The organism is Sphingorhabdus wooponensis (genome assembly GCF_003933235.1).
GTDB lineage: Bacteria > Pseudomonadota > Alphaproteobacteria > Sphingomonadales > Sphingomonadaceae > Sphingorhabdus_B > Sphingorhabdus_B wooponensis.
Window position 1 is genome coordinate 43,988 of sequence record NZ_RWJI01000002.1, and the last position, 17,878, is coordinate 61,865.

A 17,878-nucleotide genomic window follows, 5' to 3' on the forward strand; every position below is an offset into this window, starting at 1 on the left:
GATCCGGCGTTTCATATAGCCAAAGAGCAGCAAATGTATGCCCACCCAAAGCAGGATGCATATGGTGATTATTTTGGCGGGCGTGCTCATCTTCTTATCCATAACGCCGCTGGGACGCGGAACAACCCTGATAGGCAGCAAAAGTCTGCGGCGCGCTTTTTGCGCAAACTCACTCTACGGTAACGGACTTTGCCAAATTGCGAGGCTGATCCACATCGGTGCCCTTGGCGACGGCGACATGATAAGCAAGCAATTGCACCGGCACGGCATAGACCAATGGGGCGATCAGCGGGTGGACGGTCGGCATTTCGATGGTGGCCAGGCAACCGTCACCTGCTTCAGCTATACCCTCAGCGTCCGATATCAGCACGACCTTGCCGCCGCGCGCGCGGACCTCTTGCATGTTGCTGACGGTTTTTTCAAACAAAGGCCCGCTGGGCGCGAGGACGATGACGGGCACGGCTTCGTCGATTAACGCGATTGGCCCATGCTTCATCTCGCCTGAGGCATAGCCCTCGGCGTGGATATAGCTGATTTCCTTCAGCTTGAGCGCGCCTTCCATCGCCAGCGGATAATCCGGACCACGGCCAAGGTAGAGCACGTCACGCGCTGGCGCGATGAGGTGCGCCATCGCGGCGATTTCATCATCATGAGCCAAAGCCGCATTTAGAGCCGCGGGTGCTTCGATCAAATGGCGCACGATTTCGCGCTCTTCCTCCGCGCTCAGCTTACCCTTTACCAGCGCCAGATGCGCGGCGAGCGCAGCCAATACCGCAAGCTGGCACGTAAATGCTTTGGTTGAAGCAACGCCGATTTCGGGGCCGGCATGGGTGGGCAGTAAAAGATCCGCCTCGCGTGCCATGCTGGAAGTCGGCACGTTGACGACAACGGCGATTGTCTGACCATTTTCCTTGCAATGGCGCAACGCCGCGAGCGTGTCTGCGGTCTCGCCGGATTGGGATATAAACAGCGCAAGACCACCTTCCTCCAACACAGGGTCGCTATACCGAAACTCCGACGCGACATCGATGTCGACGGGTACTCGGGCGAAGGTTTCGAACCAATATTTCGCGACCATGCCGGCGTAAAAAGACGTGCCACAGGCAACGATAGTGATCCGCTTGACGCTCGCCAGGTCGAAATCCATCTGCGGCAGAGCCACGGTTTGCTCCAAAGGGCGAATGTAGCTGGAGAGCGTTTGCGCGACCACTGTCGGCTGCTCAAAAATCTCTTTCTGCATATAATGGCGATAATTGCCCTTTTCGATTTGCGCCGCAGATACACCCGAAGTCGTGATTTCGCGGGTTACAGGGACATTGTCCTTATCGAAAATCTGCGCACCATCGCGTGTGATGATGACCCAGTCACCTTCCTCAAGATACGCAATCTTCTGCGTCAGCGGGGCAAGCGCCAGCGCGTCGGATCCCAGATAGGTCTCGCCATCGCCATAGCCAACGACAAGCGGGCTACCAAGCCGCGCGCCGATGAGGAAATCGGGAAATTGCCGAAACGCAATCGCTAGCGCAAACGCGCCGCGTAGGCGGGGAAGAACTGCTTTGACCGCATCAGCAGGCGAATGGCCAGCCTCCACCTGTTCGGATACCAGATGCGCCACGACCTCGGTATCGGTCTCGCTTTCAAACGTCCGACCGCGCGCCGTCAGTTCGTCGCGCAACTGTTTGAAATTTTCGATAATACCATTGTGGACCAAAGCCACCTCGCCCGTTGCATGCGGGTGCGCGTTGCTCGTGGTCGGCGCGCCATGCGTCGCCCAGCGAGTGTGCGCGATGCCGATGTTACCAGCCGCATCATCGGTCTTGAGCACTTTGACGAGATTGGCCAGCTTGCCCTCAGCGCGGCGGCGGACAAGTTGGTCGTCAAATACCGTGCAGATACCCGCGCTGTCATAGCCGCGATATTCCATCCGCTTCAGCCCCTCGACCAGCCGGTCAGAGACAGCCGATTTGCCAACAATTCCTATAATTCCGCACATATTTTATTCCAATTTGTAGGGGATGCGAATACCCGGCATCTCAGCCGGAAAATCCTTCGTGTTTCGTGTAACTAAAACGCGGCCACGAATCTGCGCCGTCGCTAAAATAATGGCATCGGGCGACTTAAGCCTTGGCCGCTCTCGACGCAAAGCTGCAGCCCGGTGCGATATTTCATCATCAATCTCGTCTAGCCCAAAACGCCCGAGAAATTGAAGGGCGTCTCGCACTATCATGTCACTGCCCTTTGAAAGCGCCTCGATCCACGCCATCCGGCTGATCCACATGCGTGATCCGCTTGCCGTAATACGCGACATTTCTCGATGGGCTGGGTCATAACCCAACAACGCATCGATCAATATGTTGGCATCAAGACTATAACCGCTCATTCAGGGTTCTTTTTAGGCTTGGCGGGGGATTTCTTGGTCAGCGCCAAATAATGCGCGCGTTCCCTATCGTCATATTCGTCGAACATGTCGGGAGATTCAGCTCGCACTTCCTCGTAATCGTCGTCCCAAGGACGCGTCCATTCCGCGCGGCGTTGCCGGTCGTATTCTTTCGGTTCTATCTCAACACCATGCCGCGCCCACAGACCGAAACCAGCTTCCAACCAATCCTTAGGTGTTTCCGCGCGATAGGCCTCCACCGCCTCCCGCAAAACAGCCGCACGCGACTTGCCCTGCTCCGCAGCAATCTGGTCGAGCCATTTGATGTCTTCGTCAGGCAAATCGGCGAGTATACGAGTCATAATGATATACTGATATCATATCATGATATCATGTCAATTTTACTCTTATACTTTCTTATCGGCGGCTTTCTTCTTCCGCATCGCATCGTGGAAGCGATCCGCCCAGCCGGGTTTCACCAATTGTTCAGCGCGCACCATGCGGAGTTCGCCGTCGGCGACGTCGCGGGATACCGCGCTGCCCGCCGCCACAATCGCATCGCGGCCGATTTTGACAGGCGCGATAAGGGCGCTGTTGCTGCCGATGAAGGCGCCTTCGCCGATGACGGTCTGATATTTGAAATAGCCGTCATAATTGCAGGTGATGGTACCAGCGCCGATATTCGCGCCCGCGCCAATCGTTGCATCACCCAAATAGGTCAGATGGTTGGCCTTTGCGCCCTTGCCCAAATGGGCTTTTTTGGTTTCGACGAAATTTCCAATTTTCGCCTTTTCCTCCAGCACCGTTCCCGGCCGAAGCCGCGCAAAGGGCCCGATTTCGCAACCGCTGCTGATGTCAGCGCCTTCAATATGGCTGTTTGCACGAATTTTGACATTATCGGCGATGCGGACACCGGGGCCGAAAAAGACATTGGGTTCGATCAGAACGTCGCGGCCAAGCTGCGTATCCCACGCGAACCAGACGGTTTCGGGCGCAATCAAAGTGGCACCATCATTCATCGCTTGCATCCGGCGGCGTTGCTGCCAGGCTTGCTCCATCTCGGCCAATTGCGCACGGCTGTTGATGCCCGCAACGGTGTAGGGTTCGGTCGTGACGGCCACGCAAATCCGGCCATCTTCGTTAGCGATGTTGACGATATCGGTGAGATAATATTCCTTCTGCGCATTGTCGTCGGTGACACGGTTCAAAAGCGGGAAAAGGTCACGCGCCTTGACGGCCATCAGGCCGGAATTTGAGAGCTTTACCGCTTTCTCCGCCTCAGTCGCATCCTTCTGCTCGACCATTTTAAAGATGCGACCATCCTCGACGATCACGCGGCCATAACCAGTTGGATCTTCCGGCTCAAACGCCAGCACGACTACCGCAGGCGCATCCGGCGCGTTTAGCCTTTCCACCATAGTCTGCATCGTGGCGGTAGGCACAAAGGGCACATCGCCATACAGGATAAGGACATCACCATCAAAGCTGCCCAGAGCGCCTTGGGCTTGCTGAACGGCATGGCCCGTGCCGAATTGGGGTTCTTGCAGTGCTAGTTCTGCCGTATCCGCTAGAGCGGCCTCTAATTGTTCCTTGCCGCTGCCGACCACCACAATTTTTTTGGTTGGGTTTAAGGCGTCGACCGACGCCATTAAATGCATCAGCATTGGGCGCGCGGCAATGGGATGCAGCACCTTGTGCAGGTCGGATTTCATGCGCGTGCCCTTGCCCGCGGCGAGAATGATGGCGGCTAAATCAGTCATAGGCATCTTCATGCCAGCAAATTGTTGCGGTTTCCAGAACAACACTTCAATTGCAGTCACATATTATAATCGGTGTGGATCGAAAGCAGTCGAGACGCCGACAGAATAATGGGGAGCTTAGCGTGAAATTTCCTTTCGATATCGTTGGATTTGACCTGGACGGCACATTATTGGACACCAGCGGCGATCTGGCAGCGGCGGTCAACCATGTGTTGGACAGCGTGGGCAGGCCCCGGCTCTCGCCGGAAACGGTGAAGCAATATATCGGCGGCGGCGCAAAGTTGATGCTGCAACAGGGTTTGGAAGCAACTGGCGGCATTCCCAACAATGATTTCAAACCGCTCTATCGCCAGATGCTGACTTATTATGAAGCCCATGTCTCTGTGCATAGCCGACCCTTTGATGGCGCTTTGGCAGTACTCGATGCGCTGGACGATATGGGGGTGCGTTATGCCGTTGTGACCAATAAATTTGAGAGCCTCGCCGTCAAATTACTGACTGACCTGAATTTGGCGCACCGCATGGGATGCATCTTGGGCGCAGATACTTTAGGCAAGGAAAATGCCAAACCCTCGGGCGCTCCAATCTTTGAAATGATCCAACGCTGCGGTGGCGGACGGGCCGCATATATTGGCGATTCCATTTACGATGTGATGGCGGCCAAGAATGCCAACATCCCCAGCGTGGCCGTCAGCTTCGGATTTCTGCACGGGCCGGTCGAGGATATGGGCGCAGACGCCATCATCAACCATTTTGACGAACTTCTAGAGTGCCTCAGAGGCATGGAATCGAATTAGGTCACGCAGAGGACGCAAGGCCGTCTAGATTTTTCCATCAGCGTTGCTTGCGCCATATCGCTGCATCTATATGGTGGCGACTTACCCGAAAATTTTGCAGGTTATGAATTGAACAGTTGGTTGTCTCCCCGCATAATTGCTGCATTTGCCTTGGCATTGGTAGGGGCCATATTCGCTGGCCAAATGGCGGGTTCGGCGGAGCGTGTTCTTGTCATTTTCGTTTCCATGTTGGTTGCGTTGTTCATTGCCGCGGATCCGCATGACCGCGAAGATGCACCTCAGGAGGCCGTAAAACAGACAGCACCGGATACAGAAGTCCAAGCGATTAGCTCACATCCACAGTTGCAGGCATTTATCGATTCGTCAGCTGACGCCATATTGATGGTAGAAAATGCGCGCGTAACCACTGCCAACCAAGTTGCGCTGCGTTTGCTTGGTACAAATATTGTTGGCCAAAATGTGCGCATGGCGTTCCGCCACGCTGGCGCGATTGAGCGGCTGTCCGACCCAGATGCACAGCACAGCGGACACCCGATTCGGCTGACCGGCATTGGCCACAAAAACCAATTATGGGACATGCGGATTCAGACCATGGGCCCATCGCAAAAAATCGTGCATCTGGCCGATCGCAGCGGAACGCAGGCCGCCGAAAAAATGCGTGTCGATTTTGTCGCGAATGCCAGCCACGAATTATTGACGCCACTGGCCGCGATCAAGGGCTTTATTGAAACGCTGGACGATCCAGCGGCGGGCGACGACAAAGTCACGCGTAGCCGGTTTCTAGGCATTATGGCCACCGAAACCGACCGGATGCAAGCGCTTGTCCGTGACTTAATGTCGCTCAGCCGGATTGAGGCTGAAAAATATGATCCTCCGCAAACGCCCGTCGATTTTTCCGATATCGTCATGGAAACCGTTGATCAGCTTCGAAATAGCCAAAAGGACCGTGGCGCGGATATCATGATTGATGTGACGGCAGATCTGCCACCTGTCATAGGCGACGCCGGACAATTGCGCCAAGTGGCAAGCAACATTTTGAACAATGCGTTAAAATATGGCCGCGCTGGAACGCCCGTAACGGTTGTGCTGGGGCGCTCGCGTTCCGGGGCGATGATCAATTTCTCCGTAACGGATGTGGGCGACGGCATTGCCCCTGAACATTTGCCGCGCCTAACCGAACGTTTTTATCGCGTAGATTCAGGGCGAAGCCGCTTGGTTGGCGGAACCGGGTTGGGCCTAAGCTTAGTAAAGCATATCATTGACAGGCATCGGGGCCATTTGGAAATCCGCAGCACCGTAGGCACGGGCACAACCGTTGGGATATTGTTACCCTCTGCACCCACCGGACCGTCATAATATTGTAACACAAGAGTCATCTATCAGCCATCTCGATCGTCTAGGAGGGTTTTGAGTGCGGTTCGAACTGCGCCAAATCCAATATGGGGACAGCAAAAATGTTGAAAAAAATTTCGCTCATCGCTGTAAGTGCACTCGCACTTTCAGCATGTAATGACCAAGCCAGCACTGGCGGCGCCGCGGGTGGTTCGCGTCAGGAAATCCGGATTGTGGGTTCTTCGACCGTATTCCCATTTGCCAAGGCCGCATCAGAGGCTTTTGCAAAGGCAGACGCATCGCGCAAATCGCCCGTACTTGAATCGACAGGCACTGGCGGCGGCATTGAACAATTCTGCAAAGGCGTTGGTGCGGATACGCCAGACATCGCCAATGCATCGCGTCGTATGAAAAAGAGCGAGTTTGAAAACTGCCAGAAAAATGGCGTGACAGACATTATTGAAATTCAAGTCGGCATTGATGGTCTTGCGCTCGCACAATCCAACAAGGGTGTGAAGTTCGCTCTGTCGACCGAAGATGTTTATAAGGCGCTTGCTGCCAATCCGTTTGGCAAGCCACAGACTGCCAAGCTTTGGTCTGACGTTAACCCTGCTTTGCCGAAATTGCCTATCTCGGTCTATGGCCCGCCAACGACGTCTGGCACGCGCGATTCCTTCCATGAACTAATCATGGAAGCGGGTTGTAAGACCGATGCCGCCACAAAGGCGTTGAAAGATAGCGACGAAGACAAATATAAAGCAATCTGTACCGAAGTGCGCACAGATGGCGCGTTCAAGGAACAGGGCGAAAACGACAATCTGATCGTACAGAAGCTCAGCTCCAACCCGAACATGGTCGGCATCTTTGGTTATAGCTATATGGAAGAAAATGCATCGAAGGTGCATGGCATTACCATGAATGGCGTAGCGCCAACCATTGCGACAATTTCAGATGGCAGCTACCCTGGCGCCCGCAAGATGTTTATCTATGTGAAGAAAGCGCATGTCGATAAAATTCCAGGCATTAAAGACTTTGTTCTCGAATTCCTGAAGGGCGGTATCGTCGGCGGATATCTCACGAAACTGGGTATGATTGCGTCTAGCGAAGCCGATTATAAGGCGGCTAGCGATACGGCTAACGCTCTGACCGTGATGACAGGCGCTGATTTGAAATAAAACTGAAACAATCATCGCGTCTATGGGCCTGGATCGAATCTTGTTTGATCCAGGCCTTCGTCGTATCGGGGCGCGGTGTTTAACGGATTTCGAATCATCTGGTCCAAGGGAGCATGGTTAAGTTTATGACTGGAACAGCATTGCTCTTCCTTGTCCTTGGTCTCGGCCTTATTGGCTGGATTGCTGGGCGTGCGCGTGCCGCTGCCTTTGTACGCAGTGCAAAGGGCGGACCTCGTGGAACCGTAAACAGCCTGCCTTATTATCATGGCTGGTTTGTGGCGATCTGCGCCATTGCCCCTGCACTTATTTTCATGTTTATCTGGCAGTCTATTTCACCGTCTTTGGTCACCAACATGGTGTTGTCGGCGCCTGCGGCGGCTGACCTGCCGCAAGAAGGTTTCGCACGCGCCGCCATCCTGTCTGAAGCGCGCGCAATTGCCCAAGGCTTCCAAGCTACTGCCTTTCAGGATGGAAGCGAAAAGCTCGTCCCCTTATATGAAGGCGCATTATCTTATTATAAATGGATTGGCGTCGCGGCGACAGTATTGCTGCTCTTCGCCGGTGGCGCATTTGCGTTCACGCGCATAAAGCCGGACTTCCGCGCCCGCAGCAAGGTCGAACGCGTGGTTATGTTCGGCTTATTAGTCGCATCCTTGATTGCCATTCTGACGACGCTGGGCATTTTCGCCTCGTTGATATTTGAATCATGGCGTTTCTTCTCAATGGTATCGCCATTTGAGTTTTTGTTTGGTACCGAATGGAACCCAAAATCGGTTGTGACGCCCGGCGCCGATAATGGCTATGGTGCGATCCCATTATTCTGGGGCACGATTTTCATTGGCGCGATCATCGCAATGATTGTCGCCATTCCATTGGGCTTGATGAGCGCAATTTTTTTGACGCAATATGCCTCCGCGAGCGTGCGGAAATGGATGAAGCCCATCCTCGAAATTCTCGCAGGTGTGCCAACCGTGGTATATGGATATTTTGCCGCCTTAACGGTGGCACCTGCGGTGCGTGACTTTGCAGTGATGCTGGGCGTCAGCAATGCCGCGTCCGACAATGCCTTGGCCGCTGGCATTGTGATGGGCGTGATGATCATTCCATTGGTATCCTCCATGTCCGATGACAGTATCGCCGCCGTACCGAGCGCCATGCGCGACGGCAGCCTTGCTATGGGAGCCACCAAGAGCGAAACCATCAAGCAAGTGTTGCTACCAGCCGCCTTGCCCGGCGTCGTTGGCGGTATATTGCTGGCTGTCAGCCGCGCGATTGGTGAAACCATGATCGTAGTGATGGCGGCGGGTTACACCGCCAACCTCACCGCCAATCCATTTGCAACCATCACCACTATCACCGTACAGATTGTCGCGCTTTTGACAGGTGACCAAGATTTCGGAAGCCCACATACGCTGGCGGCATTTGCGCTTGGTCTTGCACTATTCGTCACAACATTTTTCCTCAATTATGTCGCGTTGCGTGTCGTGAAAAAATATCGAGAAGCATATGAGTAACGCCATGATGGATCCGACGCCCACCGACTGGAACGGGCAAATCATGCAAAAGCGCATTGCACGACGCTATGCGGCCGAGCGTCGGTTTAAGGCGATGGGCTTTTTGGCCGTTTCCTTGTCAACTTTATTCCTCGCCTTTTTGTTATTCACGATGCTGGGCCAAGGCTTGCGTGGTTTTCAGCGTACCGAAATAGCAGTCGATTTTGATTTTCCTGCTTTAACGGCAGGTGCAACCGCAACCGCAATCAGCGGCCCTAACGCCGATGCTGCGCTTAATTCGATGGATATTCCAGGCATCGTCGAGTTAGCGGTTGGCCAGCAATATGGTGATATAAGTGATGGCCTTTTGACAACGGGCGCTGCGGGCAATGTTCGGCAGATGCTGCTGGATAATCCTAGCCTCATCACATCAAAGCAGCAATTGTGGTTGCCCGTAGATTCGCGATTGGACGTAGCATTCAAGCGCTCTGGTGAGCCTGCAGCCGAACAGACCGTTGCCGCGCTGGCACAAAAGGATGCTCTGCGCACTGGCTTTAACTGGACGTTTTTGACAGGGGCTGATGCAACCGACCCATCGGCGGTCGGTATCTGGGCCGCGTTCAAGGGATCGCTTATGACCATGGCGATTACCCTGATGCTGGCCTTCCCAGTCGGCGTATTGGCCGCTTTATATCTTGAGGAATATGCCTCCAAGAACAAGCTGACCGACATGATAGAAGTGTCGATCAACAATTTGGCGGCGGTCCCGTCGATCATTTTTGGTTTGCTTGGGCTTGCGGTGTTCCTCAGCCTGTTCGGCATGCCGCGTTCGTCTGCATTGGTTGGCGGCTTAACGCTTGCTTTGATGACTATGCCGGTCATTGTCATTGCCGGCCGCAATGCGGTCAAGTCCGTACCGCCATCTATCCGTGAGGCTGCGTTGGGCATTGGCGCCTCACCTGTGCAGGTCGTATTCCACCATGTGCTTCCGCTTGCGCTTCCGGGCATACTCACCGGTACTATTATCGGCATGGCCCGCGCCTTGGGTGAAACTGCGCCGCTGCTGATGATCGGCATGCGCGCCTTCATTCCAGCTGCACCAGAGGGTTTCACCGACGCCACAACCGCTTTGCCAGTGCAGATTTACCTCTGGTCGGATGAGGTCAATAAGGGCTTTGTAGAAAAAACCAGCGCCGCGATCATTGTGCTGCTTATCTTCTTATTGGGCATGAACGCCCTTGCCATCTATCTTCGCAACCGTTTCGAAACGCGTTGGTGACCTATGAACAAAAAGGACGGTAATGTGGGCGTAACCCCCGGAATAGCCAAAATATCCACACGCAATGTGAATGTATATTATGGTGATAAACAAGCCATCAACGACGTTTCGATCGACGTTGATCGTGAGAATGTGACGGCGTTTATCGGTCCGTCGGGCTGCGGAAAGTCAACATTTCTGCGGTCATTGAACCGGATGAACGATACCGTCGCAGGCGCCCGCGTCGAAGGGCAGATACTGCTCGACGGGGAAGATATATATGCATCTGGTATGGATGTTGTGCAGTTGCGCGCGCGCGTCGGCATGGTGTTTCAAAAGCCAAATCCATTCCCGAAATCAATCTATGACAATGTCGCTTACGGCCCGCGCATCCACGGTCTGGCCAGCGGCAAGGCTGAGTTGGACCAGATCGTTGAAAGCTCCCTCACCCGCGCGGGATTGTGGACCGAGGTCAAGGATCGTCTGAGCGAAAGCGGGACTGCACTTTCGGGCGGTCAACAGCAACGTCTGTGTATTGCACGCGCCATTGCGGTGGACCCCGAAGTCATCCTGATGGATGAACCTTGCTCCGCGCTTGACCCCATTGCCACGGCGCGGATTGAAGAGTTAATTCACGACCTGCGCGGAAAATACGCCATCATCATCGTGACCCACAATATGCAACAGGCCGCGCGCGTTTCGCAACGCACCGCCTTTTTCCATTTGGGTCATTTGATTGAATTTGGCGAAACATCGGATATCTTTACCAATCCACGCGAAGACCGCACCAAAGATTATATTACAGGCCGTTACGGTTAGAAAGATTGCGACATGAGCACTGGCACAAGGCATACAATTACCGCGTTTGACGATGACATGGATGAAATCCGTGGTCTTATTGCGGAAATGGGCGCGCGCGCGGAAACCGCAGTTGTCTCAGCCATGAAGGCGCTGACAGAACATGACGTAGAAGCCGCGGCCACTATCCGCGCTGACGACAAAATCATTGATAGTCTGGAAACCGAAGTCGAGCGACTGGTTGTCCGCACAATCGCCCTACGCGCGCCAATGGCGGATGATTTACGCGAACTCATTGCGGCGCTTAAAATGTCGGCGGTTATCGAGCGTATTGGCGATTATGCCAAAAATATCGCCAAGCGCGTGCCCAAGATGGAAGGCCAGATACACGCATCTGCAAAAGAACAATTGAGCCGCATGGGCGCCATCGTCGTAGAAATGATCCGGACGGCCATGGATGCCTATGCAAAGCGCGACGTTGATCTCGCCCGTGCTGTTACAGTGCGTGATGATGTTGTCGATCAACTGAACAAGGATTTGTTTGTCGACTTCGTCGCTTATGTCGCAAAAAATCCGCAGAACGCGACCGAGGTTGCGCATTTGCTTTTCACTGCCAAGAATCTGGAACGCATTGGTGATCACACCACCACCGTGGCCCAAATGATTTACTTTACCGAAACGGGTGAAAATCTGCCCGACGCTTAATGCGGAGAGACATATGCCCAAGGCGCAATTGCTATTGGTTGAAGACGACAGTGCACTTGCCGAGCTGGTCCGCTGGCATTTTGAGCGCGAAGAATTCGACGTCCAGCATACAGGGGATGGCGAAGAAGCGCTTTTGATGGCCAAGGAACGCACGCCTGATTTGGTCTTGCTCGATTGGATGCTGGAAAATTTATCAGGCATTGAAGTGTGCCGGCAATTGCGCAAGGCGGACAATACCGCCAATGTGCCTATCATCATGCTAACCGCGCGCGGTGAAGAAGATGACCGCATTCGTGGCCTAGAAATCGGTGCCGATGATTATGTCACCAAGCCGTTTTCTCCACGCGAACTCGTTGCCCGTGCCAAGGCGGTTCTCCGCCGGGTCCGCCCTGCCCTGGCAGGCGAGTCCTTGCGCTTTGGGGATGTCGAAATGGATACCGTGGCGCATAAGGTTAAGCGCGGCGGAAAGCAGGTTCCATTAGGACCAACCGAATACCGGTTGCTGAAGCATTTCCTTGAATATCCAGGCCATGTCTTTTCGCGTGAACGCTTGCTCGACAGCGTTTGGGGCCATGACAGCGACATCGAAATTCGAACGGTTGATGTCCATATCCGTCGCCTGCGCAAAGCCTTAAACGAAGGCTTTGGCAGCGACATTATCCGGACCGTGCGTTCAGCAGGCTATTCGCTCGATCAGGACGCGGTTTAAAATTCCAGCTGCATCCGGGCTGCGACAACATCGACCGCATAATCACGCTTATCCACGGGCAATGTCGAGAGCGGGTCAACGATAGCTGCCATTGGGCCGCCTTTGACCTGCACGCGTCCATAATTGAGCATGAACCGAATATAATCGATAGGGTACCAGTTCACGCCGAATAGATAGCTGGACTGCTTGCCGCCGCGTCCAAGGCGCGTGTTCAGAGTCGCTAGGCTGTTGGCTCCGGTCGCAAAATTATTCGTTGCACCATTTTTCAGCGCATTGCTATCGAGGTCGAGATATTCAAAGCGTCCGGCGATTTGGAACGCCCCTAAACCTTTTTTGTCTATAGGCTTGAGAACCTTTGTCCGGCTCCATGCGCCATCCTTATATCCGCGGGTCTCACCCGTAAGGAAATAGCCCGCTTCGGCGTACATTCCGAAAAAGCCTGGGTCACCCGTTGGCGTAACAGCGCTATTTCCACTAGAGAAGCTGTCTAACCCAGTCGCGATGTTACCCGCGCGATATGCATTCACTTTGGTCCATTGACCTTCCCCGGCAAAATAGAAGCCAGGGAAAATCGCCGCGAGTTCCAACCCGACAATGCGGTCGCTCTTGGCGGCAAAATTGCCAGTGTCGACAAAACGCACATCGGTTAGCTGCGTATTTGGACGTGCACGATAGCGCGCAAGCTGGTTTGTGGAAGGCGCGTTCGTGGACACAGAAGCGGTGGCGTTATTATTGGATGCAAAGTCACGTTGCTGAACTGTTGCACCAAAATGCAACTGTCCTCCGAAAGCCTTCGGCGCATAGACAAGCCGTCCGGCACCGATCCAACCGTCATTGTCGAACGAACTGTCGATGCTGTGTGCGGCAAACAATCCTACCTCAGCGCGAATGGCATTTTCTTCATTATGCCACGCGACCGCGGCGCCCAGGCGGCGGCTGTTCAAAAAGGCATCGTTAAATGCGGCGCGCTCGGTAAAGCTGATATTGTTGGAACTTGCGATTTGCTCCAACCCGTTCAGTGTTTCGAAATTCCCAATCCGAACGTTAATCGGAGCATTTTTGGGATTATAGCTTAAAAACACATCGCCAAAGGCCACATTGCTATTTGCAAAGTCACCTTCGACTTTATAACCAAAGCCGCCCGGCATCGTGCCTTCGGCACCGAGACGCACGCGGCGCACTCTGCTGTTGAAACCCAGATTTCGATTGGCGGCATAATCGCCCGGTATGCTGATATAGCCCGCGTCATAATGGATCCGTCCACGTGGCTTAAAGCTCCAACCATCGGGTCCGCCGGACTCTGGTCCGCCTTTCCATTTGACCTCAGTTGTGGTCTTTTTTTCCACTGCAGTTATCTTTGCAGAGATATTGGTGAGCTGCTCCTTCAATGCCGCCACTTCGGCGCGCAGCGCTTCGACCTCCGACCCGTTGGCCTGCGCATGTGCAGGTAAAGCGGCGGTTGCGATTGTGAACAAAGTTGTTCCGTAAAGCCATTTTTTTGTAGTCACGGTGATATCCTGTTTGATTTGATGACGCCTTAACAACAAATATATGTCTCTCCCATGACGGTCATATTTCGCTTTTATGACAATATGCATCTATTGCTTTACGCTTGCGTCAACTGGGCTGTCATGCCAAGGCTCAGGGCGATTTGGCGACCTTAGCCGCTTTGATTATGGAGAATATGTATGACCATCAGTTTTAAAGATAAAGTCGCAATTGTGACAGGTGCGGGCGGCGGTTTGGGCAAGGCCTATGCACTTGAATTGGCCAAGCGCGGAACCAAAGTGGTGGTCAATGATTTGGGCGGCGCACGCGACGGCACCGGTACATCTGATGCAGCGGCGCAGGTCGTTGAACAAATCAAATCCGCTGGCGGCGAAGCGATGGCCAATGGCGGCAGCGTTACCGAATATGAACAAATGGTCGAAATGGTCGCTAAGGCGAAAGAGGCCTTTGGCGGCGTGCACATATTGATCAACAATGCGGGTATCTTGCGCGATAAGAGCTTTGCCAAGATGGATATGCCCGATTTTGACCTCGTGCTTCAGGTCCACGTCATGGGTTCGGCCAACTGCACCAAGGCGGTGTGGGACACGATGCGTGACCAAGCCTATGGCCGTATCTTGATGACGACATCATCCACGGGTCTGTACGGCAATTTCGGTCAGGCCAATTATGGCGCGGCGAAGCTTGGCCTTGCTGGCTTTACCAAGACGCTGCATTTGGAAGGTGCGAAATATAATGTCCGTGTAAACTCGCTCGCGCCCGTCGCTGGTACGCGCATGACCGAGGATATCTTCCCAGAAGGCCTGTTCGAGCAGTTCACGCCTGAAAATGTCGTTCCAGCCGCGCTATATCTGGTCAGCGAAGATGCACCGACGAACATGATTATCGGCGCAGGTGGTGGTGGCTATCACGCAGCTTATGTAACCATGACACCCGGCGTTGCGCTGCGTCAGGAAGACCGCAATGTCGAAGGTTTTGCCGCAGCATGGGACAAGATCATCGACCGCACGGGCGAGACTGTGCCGCAATCGGGCGGCGAACAATCGATCGCCGTCATGAAGGCGTTGCAAGCCCTCGGCTAAGTAGCCGTAGATGGCGATTAAAGAAGCCCGGTCTTTGGCCGGGCTTTTTTATGCGTCGACCAGCTTCATGAGCTTGCGTTCGACAGGTGCAAGCACCGGCCCGAGATCATGCCCACGTTTTAAAATCGCGCCGCCTTCCCCGACCAAGGCCCACATGCCTTGGCGGTTGCGTAAAGCGGGGCGTTTTTCGATGCGATATTCGGGGCGTTCGGTCGCGCGACGAAACACGCTGAACACCGCCGCGTCGCGGCCCAGATCAATAGCATAATCCCGCCAGTTCCCCGCCGCGACCATCCGGCCATACAGGTTCAGTATCTGCGTCAGTTCATTTTTTTCAAAGCCGACCTGATTATGTCGACTAACCCCGGGAAAGGGCGTGATAACGGCGGTCAACTGACCTTGCGTCCTTTGGCTGAACGTGGCTTGGCAGGCGTAACATTAGACGCGGCATCACGCTCCGCCATCAACTCTGCCACTTTCTTGCGCAAGCTTTCAATCTCGCACTGCATGATTTCAAGGCTTTGGGTCGCGGGATCAAACATTTCGCGGCAAGGCGTGCCATAAGGCATGAAATCCCGTGCGTAAGTTTCGGCCTTTACCAAAGTCGAACGCGCTTTTTGACCAATCATAGTTGCGCCGGCTGGCACATCGTCTGTGACGACCGCAGCCGCGCCAATGCGCGCACGCTCGCCAACTTTAATGGGTCCAAGGATCTGCGCGCCCGAACCGATGATGACATTGTCCAATATGGTCGGATGCCGCTTGCCACCAATGCCCGTCGTCGGATTGGTGCCGCCAAGCGTGACATTTTGGTACATTGTGACATTGTCACCGATTTCTGCGGTTTCGCCGATGACGCTGAAACCATGGTCGAGAAAAAAGTTACTGCCAATTTTTGCGCCAGGGTGAATGTCGATACCCGTCATGAAGCGGGCAAAGTGGTTGACCAACCGCGCCAGAAAAAACATCTCGCCCAAAAACAACCAATGCGCGACGCGGTGATAGCCTACCGCCCAAACGCCAGGATATAATAATATCTCCCACCGTGAGCGCGGTGCCGGGTCACGTTCTTTGATCGAGTCGAGATAATCGATTAGATTAGAAATAAACATAATGACACTTCTGGCCTTTGCCGGACCCGTTGATTGATACCAAGCTAAGACGTTCGGCTGCGTTTTTCCAGCAAAGGATGCAGTTTACCTATAATAATGTATGGATAAATTGGCAAAACCGATTATATATCATTTATTGATTAACAGGACCGATTTATGAGCACATATCTTCCAACGCTCAAACAGCTGCAATATCTGGTTGCGCTGCAAGAGCATGGCCATTTCGGCAAAGCTGCAGAGTCCTGTTTTGTCACGCAATCTACGCTCTCGGCAGGCATTCGCGAATTGGAATCCTTACTGGGCCTCATGCTGGTGGAGCGCACGCGCCGCGTTGTTCGTTTCACGCCGCTGGGCAACAAGATGGTGGCCAAGGCGCACCGCATATTGCGCGAAGCAGAGGAGCTGGCAGAAATGGCGCGTTCGGCGGGCAAGCCACTGGCCGATGACCTGCGGATGAGCGTCATTCCGACGATTGCACCATTTTTGCTGCCCAAATTATTGCCCGCATTGCGCAAACAATATCCCGATCTGAAGCTATATTTGCGCGAAGAAACCAGCGCCGCCGCAATTGACGCGTTGCATCATGGGCAAGTGGATTGCGTGTTGCTCGCGCTGCCCTTTGCCGCTGGTGATATTGAAAAGGCGACATTGTTTGAAGACCGCTTGTTTGTTGCGTTTCCTAAAGACGACCCGCGCGACCCGCCCGAAAGCATCACACCCGACCTCATCGACGAAAGCCGGTTGCTTTTGCTGGTCGATGGCCACTGCCTGAAGGACCATGCGCTTGCCGCATGCAACCGGCCTGAAATGCGCGCCTTTGCAACGATGCTGGGTACGTCACTGCATACGTTGGTACAAATGGTCGACAATGGTCTTGGCCTTACCATCATTCCCGAAATGGCCGTTACAGCAGGCTTATTGAACGGCACGGATGTGCAAGCCCGCCCGCTGAACGCCGAACATGCATCGCGAGAGATTGCCTTGGTATGGCGCACCAACAGCCCGCGGCGTGAAGAATTTGAAATGCTGGCGGATGCACTGCGCGGTTTGCACGCAGGCTAAGGTCAGACACTAAGCGTCAACCCCAGCGTTCGGCGCGCGCCTCGTCGCTCGATTTAGCTTCCACCCATTTAGTAGTGCCATCGGCATAATGCTCGCGCTTCCAAAATGGGGCTTCGGTCTTCAACCGGTCAATCAGGAAGGCTGTCGCCTCCAATGCTTCCGCCCTGTGCAGCGAAGCGGTCCCGACAACCACCACAGGCGCCCCCACAGGCACAATTCCGACGCGGTGCGTGATGACAGCGCCCAGTAATGACCAGCGCGCTGTAGCGGCTTCTATGAGGCTGGAAAGGCTTGCCTCAGTCATGCCGGGATAATGCTCCAATTCAATCGCGGTTACCCCATCATCGTCGCGCACCAATCCGGTGAAACTCGACAGCGCCCCGCCGCCAAGGCCAGCAAGTGCTGTTAGCTCTTGGTCGGGCTGAATCGCGGTCTCGCTAATTCGAACGGTTTTCATCCGCCCGTGACCGGAGGGAAAATCGCCAATTCTTGCGCGCCGAGCAAAGGCGTGTCGGCGGTGGCCATATTTTGGTCTAGTGCGAAACGCAGACGCGGCAGGTCATGTAATGCGCGGGCATGATCTTCGGAACGCGCGGAAATCCTCACCACCAGATCGCCTACTGTGCAGGCATCTTGCGGCACATCAAATTCTTCCGATGAAAGCCCAATCGCCTCCCGCACGCTAGCAAAATACACCAATTTCATCGCG

The 17,878-nt window shown here is 54.2% G+C and carries 19 protein-coding genes; 10 read left to right on the forward strand and 9 right to left on the reverse strand.

Features of this window, described 5'->3' with window-relative positions; genetic code table 11:
* Nucleotides 1-169: 169 nt before the first annotated feature.
* Genes glmS through glmU form a run of 4 tightly spaced genes read right to left on the reverse strand, consistent with a single transcriptional unit; the run spans nucleotide 170 to nucleotide 4,137 of the window.
* On the reverse strand, nucleotides 170-1,993 hold the full coding sequence (glmS, locus tag D7D48_RS08405; protein ID WP_125230986.1) for a glutamine--fructose-6-phosphate transaminase (isomerizing): 1,824 nt from the start codon (nucleotides 1,991-1,993) through the stop codon (nucleotides 170-172).
* Between the two features lie 3 nt (nucleotides 1,994-1,996).
* A complete protein-coding gene (locus D7D48_RS08410) occupies nucleotides 1,997-2,380 on the reverse strand; it encodes a PIN domain-containing protein (RefSeq protein ID WP_125230987.1) in 384 nt (127 codons plus the stop codon).
* Entirely contained in the window at nucleotides 2,377-2,739 is a 363-nt protein-coding gene (locus D7D48_RS08415) for a ribbon-helix-helix protein, CopG family (RefSeq protein ID WP_125230988.1), read from the reverse strand. The genes D7D48_RS08410 and D7D48_RS08415 overlap by 4 nt, the downstream gene beginning before the upstream one ends.
* Before the next feature lie 45 nt (nucleotides 2,740-2,784).
* Nucleotides 2,785-4,137, reverse strand: coding sequence for a bifunctional UDP-N-acetylglucosamine diphosphorylase/glucosamine-1-phosphate N-acetyltransferase GlmU (gene glmU / locus D7D48_RS08420; RefSeq protein ID WP_125231275.1), 1,353 nt, complete (start codon nucleotides 4,135-4,137; stop codon nucleotides 2,785-2,787).
* Nucleotides 4,138-4,259: 122 nt separating this feature from the next.
* On the opposite strand from glmU, the gene D7D48_RS08425 reads away from it, so the two are divergent.
* The 8 genes from D7D48_RS08425 to phoB all read left to right on the forward strand — a co-directional run bounded on the left by D7D48_RS08425 (nucleotide 4,260) and on the right by phoB (nucleotide 12,404).
* Nucleotides 4,260-4,934 (forward strand): HAD hydrolase-like protein, encoded by a 675-nt coding sequence (locus D7D48_RS08425; RefSeq protein WP_125230989.1) that lies wholly within the window; start codon nucleotides 4,260-4,262, stop codon nucleotides 4,932-4,934.
* A gap of 108 nt (nucleotides 4,935-5,042) precedes the next feature.
* Nucleotides 5,043-6,290 (forward strand): ATP-binding protein, encoded by a 1,248-nt coding sequence (locus D7D48_RS08430; RefSeq protein ID WP_125230990.1) that lies wholly within the window; start codon nucleotides 5,043-5,045, stop codon nucleotides 6,288-6,290.
* A gap of 98 nt (nucleotides 6,291-6,388) precedes the next feature.
* Nucleotides 6,389-7,441 carry a substrate-binding domain-containing protein gene (locus tag D7D48_RS08435; RefSeq protein ID WP_125230991.1) on the forward strand — a complete coding sequence of 351 codons (1,053 nt, stop codon included), beginning with the start codon at nucleotides 6,389-6,391 and terminating at the stop codon, nucleotides 7,439-7,441.
* Between the two features lie 125 nt (nucleotides 7,442-7,566).
* On the forward strand, nucleotides 7,567-8,955 hold the full coding sequence (gene pstC, locus D7D48_RS08440; RefSeq protein ID WP_125231276.1) for a phosphate ABC transporter permease subunit PstC: 1,389 nt from the start codon (nucleotides 7,567-7,569) through the stop codon (nucleotides 8,953-8,955).
* Nucleotides 8,956-8,959: 4 nt separating this feature from the next.
* Nucleotides 8,960-10,213: a phosphate ABC transporter permease PstA gene (gene pstA / locus D7D48_RS08445; RefSeq protein WP_245964410.1), complete on the forward strand. Its 1,254-nt coding sequence runs from the start codon at nucleotides 8,960-8,962 to the stop codon at nucleotides 10,211-10,213.
* A 3-nt stretch (nucleotides 10,214-10,216) separates the two neighbouring features.
* On the forward strand, nucleotides 10,217-11,011 hold the full coding sequence (pstB, locus tag D7D48_RS08450; RefSeq protein ID WP_125230993.1) for a phosphate ABC transporter ATP-binding protein PstB: 795 nt from the start codon (nucleotides 10,217-10,219) through the stop codon (nucleotides 11,009-11,011).
* Between the two features lie 12 nt (nucleotides 11,012-11,023).
* Nucleotides 11,024-11,695 (forward strand): phosphate signaling complex protein PhoU, encoded by a 672-nt coding sequence (gene phoU, locus D7D48_RS08455; protein ID WP_125230994.1) that lies wholly within the window; start codon nucleotides 11,024-11,026, stop codon nucleotides 11,693-11,695.
* A gap of 13 nt (nucleotides 11,696-11,708) precedes the next feature.
* On the forward strand, nucleotides 11,709-12,404 hold the full coding sequence (gene phoB, locus D7D48_RS08460) for a phosphate regulon transcriptional regulator PhoB (RefSeq protein ID WP_125230995.1): 696 nt from the start codon (nucleotides 11,709-11,711) through the stop codon (nucleotides 12,402-12,404).
* Here the strand turns inward: phoB and D7D48_RS08465 are convergent.
* Nucleotides 12,401-13,912: an OprO/OprP family phosphate-selective porin gene (locus tag D7D48_RS08465; protein WP_185739827.1), complete on the reverse strand. Its 1,512-nt coding sequence runs from the start codon at nucleotides 13,910-13,912 to the stop codon at nucleotides 12,401-12,403. The two genes, phoB and D7D48_RS08465, sit on opposite strands and share 4 nt — an antisense overlap.
* A gap of 180 nt (nucleotides 13,913-14,092) precedes the next feature.
* Here D7D48_RS08465 and D7D48_RS08470 point away from each other — a divergent pair, with 180 nt between their 5' ends.
* Nucleotides 14,093-14,995 (forward strand): SDR family NAD(P)-dependent oxidoreductase, encoded by a 903-nt coding sequence (locus D7D48_RS08470; RefSeq protein ID WP_125230997.1) that lies wholly within the window; start codon nucleotides 14,093-14,095, stop codon nucleotides 14,993-14,995.
* A 48-nt stretch (nucleotides 14,996-15,043) separates the two neighbouring features.
* Here the strand turns inward: D7D48_RS08470 and D7D48_RS08475 are convergent, their stop codons facing one another.
* Together D7D48_RS08475 and epsC are read right to left on the reverse strand one after the other, a co-directional pair.
* Complete coding sequence (locus D7D48_RS08475; RefSeq protein ID WP_125230998.1) at nucleotides 15,044-15,388, reverse strand: DUF2794 domain-containing protein; 345 nt, start codon at nucleotides 15,386-15,388, stop codon at nucleotides 15,044-15,046.
* The gene (gene epsC / locus D7D48_RS08480) at nucleotides 15,385-16,107 is read right to left on the reverse strand and encodes a serine O-acetyltransferase EpsC (protein ID WP_125230999.1); all 723 of its coding nucleotides are present in this window, start codon (nucleotides 16,105-16,107) and stop codon (nucleotides 15,385-15,387) included. Before epsC ends, D7D48_RS08475 begins: the two co-directional genes overlap by 4 nt.
* A gap of 156 nt (nucleotides 16,108-16,263) precedes the next feature.
* Between epsC and D7D48_RS08485 the strand changes: the two genes are divergently transcribed.
* Nucleotides 16,264-17,169, forward strand: coding sequence for a hydrogen peroxide-inducible genes activator (locus tag D7D48_RS08485; protein WP_125231000.1), 906 nt, complete (start codon nucleotides 16,264-16,266; stop codon nucleotides 17,167-17,169).
* A gap of 16 nt (nucleotides 17,170-17,185) precedes the next feature.
* Here D7D48_RS08485 and D7D48_RS08490 read toward each other — a convergent pair whose 3' ends face one another.
* The gene (locus D7D48_RS08490) at nucleotides 17,186-17,626 is read right to left on the reverse strand and encodes a molybdenum cofactor biosynthesis protein MoaE (RefSeq protein WP_125231001.1); all 441 of its coding nucleotides are present in this window, start codon (nucleotides 17,624-17,626) and stop codon (nucleotides 17,186-17,188) included.
* A complete protein-coding gene (moaD, locus tag D7D48_RS08495; RefSeq protein ID WP_125231002.1) occupies nucleotides 17,623-17,874 on the reverse strand; it encodes a molybdopterin converting factor subunit 1 in 252 nt (83 codons plus the stop codon). Before moaD ends, D7D48_RS08490 begins: the two co-directional genes overlap by 4 nt.
* Nucleotides 17,875-17,878: the final 4 nt, after the last annotated feature.

Bases quoted from the DNA above. Each gene is read 5' to 3' on its own strand.
- moaD (WP_125231002.1), bottom strand. From the start codon at position 17,874: ATGAAATTGGTGTATTTTGCTAGCGTGCGGGAGGCGATTGGGCTTTCA.
- glmS (WP_125230986.1), bottom strand. From the start codon at position 1,993: ATGTGCGGAATTATAGGAATTGTTGGCAAATCGGCTGTCTCTGACCGG.
- pstA (WP_245964410.1), top strand. From the start codon at position 8,960: ATGATGGATCCGACGCCCACCGACTGGAACGGGCAAATCATGCAAAAG.
- D7D48_RS08490 (WP_125231001.1), bottom strand. From the start codon at position 17,626: ATGAAAACCGTTCGAATTAGCGAGACCGCGATTCAGCCCGACCAAGAG.
- D7D48_RS08435 (WP_125230991.1), top strand. From the start codon at position 6,389: ATGTTGAAAAAAATTTCGCTCATCGCTGTAAGTGCACTCGCACTTTCA.
- D7D48_RS08410 (WP_125230987.1), bottom strand. From the start codon at position 2,380: ATGAGCGGTTATAGTCTTGATGCCAACATATTGATCGATGCGTTGTTG.
- pstB (WP_125230993.1), top strand. From the start codon at position 10,217: ATGAACAAAAAGGACGGTAATGTGGGCGTAACCCCCGGAATAGCCAAA.
- D7D48_RS08470 (WP_125230997.1), top strand. From the start codon at position 14,093: ATGACCATCAGTTTTAAAGATAAAGTCGCAATTGTGACAGGTGCGGGC.
- pstC (WP_125231276.1), top strand. From the start codon at position 7,567: ATGACTGGAACAGCATTGCTCTTCCTTGTCCTTGGTCTCGGCCTTATT.
- phoB (WP_125230995.1), top strand. From the start codon at position 11,709: ATGCCCAAGGCGCAATTGCTATTGGTTGAAGACGACAGTGCACTTGCC.
- phoU (WP_125230994.1), top strand. From the start codon at position 11,024: ATGAGCACTGGCACAAGGCATACAATTACCGCGTTTGACGATGACATG.
- D7D48_RS08485 (WP_125231000.1), top strand. From the start codon at position 16,264: ATGAGCACATATCTTCCAACGCTCAAACAGCTGCAATATCTGGTTGCG.
- D7D48_RS08415 (WP_125230988.1), bottom strand. From the start codon at position 2,739: ATGACTCGTATACTCGCCGATTTGCCTGACGAAGACATCAAATGGCTC.
- epsC (WP_125230999.1), bottom strand. From the start codon at position 16,107: ATGTTTATTTCTAATCTAATCGATTATCTCGACTCGATCAAAGAACGT.
- glmU (WP_125231275.1), bottom strand. From the start codon at position 4,137: ATGACTGATTTAGCCGCCATCATTCTCGCCGCGGGCAAGGGCACGCGC.